This window comes from Mesorhizobium sp. M7A.F.Ca.US.014.04.1.1, from assembly GCF_003998745.1.
Lineage (GTDB): Bacteria > Pseudomonadota > Alphaproteobacteria > Rhizobiales > Rhizobiaceae > Mesorhizobium > Mesorhizobium ciceri.
Map to the genome: position 1 here is coordinate 1 of NZ_RZRW01001056.1, position 1175 is coordinate 1175.

General features: G+C 62.3%; 1 protein-coding gene. It reads right to left on the reverse strand.

Translation table 11 applies throughout. From position 1 onward, the window contains the following. A partial coding sequence (locus EOA22_RS34425; RefSeq protein WP_127390651.1) for a (5-formylfuran-3-yl)methyl phosphate synthase occupies positions 1 to 1175 on the reverse strand: 1175 nt, incomplete at both ends.

Here is a 1175-nt window from a genome sequence, read left to right on the forward strand (position 1 = left end):
CTCGCGCACATGGTCGGCAAAGAGCCCGCCGCCGGGCACGATGACGATCGGCAGCCTGGAACCCGCCAGCGCTGCGATCCAGCTCTTCATCTCCGCCGCATGGGCCGTGCTGCCGCCAAGCTTGACGATGGCCCGTCGAAGCATTTCGGGGCGCTCCTGGCGCGGCCGGAAAACAACGCTTCGGTCTTTTCGGCCAGCAATGCCGGAGGCAGCACCGCGTCCCGCCGATTGGCGCTTGCGTTCGATCTCAACGCCGACGCCGCCAGGGCCGAGCTCGAGCTTTTCCACCCTAACCGTGACGCGCACGACACGCTGGTTCTCCAGCACGTGCGCTGCCACCTGCTCGGCCAAAGCCTCGCTGAGCTGGATATGGCCCCGCGCGACGATGGTGCGAATGCCGTCCATGATGATGTCGTAGGAGAACACATGGCGCATGTCCTCGGGATGGTCGGTGATTTGCAGCACATCGGCGATCACATCAAAGCGCACTTTTTGAGTATGGCCATGCTCGAAGCTGTAGGCACCGATCTGGACCGGCAGAACAAAATCCCGCACAAAAATCCTGTCCGTGCCCAGTGTCGGGTCGGTGTCCGGCGAATAGCCTCTCGCTGCCAACAGGCGATAGTCGATACTCGATTGATCGCCGGTCCCGGATTCCGCTGGGATCAACTCGCGAATCTGCGAGACCGCCTCGGCGCTGATCGAACTCGTGCGACCGGAATGGCCACACAGCGCCCCCCGAAAGCCGAGAAAATCGGGAGCGAAAGGCAATAGGCGCGGAATATCCGGAGCTTCCAGCGATCCACTCAGGCCGACCATCAGACCGAGCGATTTCGTTCGATCGACGAATCCCGGAATACGCTCCGGCGGCAGATGATCGAGCAGCCGGCCCTTCCCCTTTTGCGCGGTATCAACCATCACGCCGTGGAAGCGATGCCTGGCGAACATCGGCAGAAGCTCGAAGTCCGGCGCCAGATCGGCAAACAGCACGGCAATCAGCTTCGTTCGTGCGGCGAGCGGTTCAAGCGCCTGTGCGCAGGCAGAGATATTTGCCGAAGGAAAAAATCCGATCTTCACATAGTCGACGCCGGTCGCCGCGATCTCTTCGGCCTTGATGCGGATCGTTTCGGGTTCCATCGGCAGGTCGCCGCAGACAGCGCTGACCGGAGCCCGAC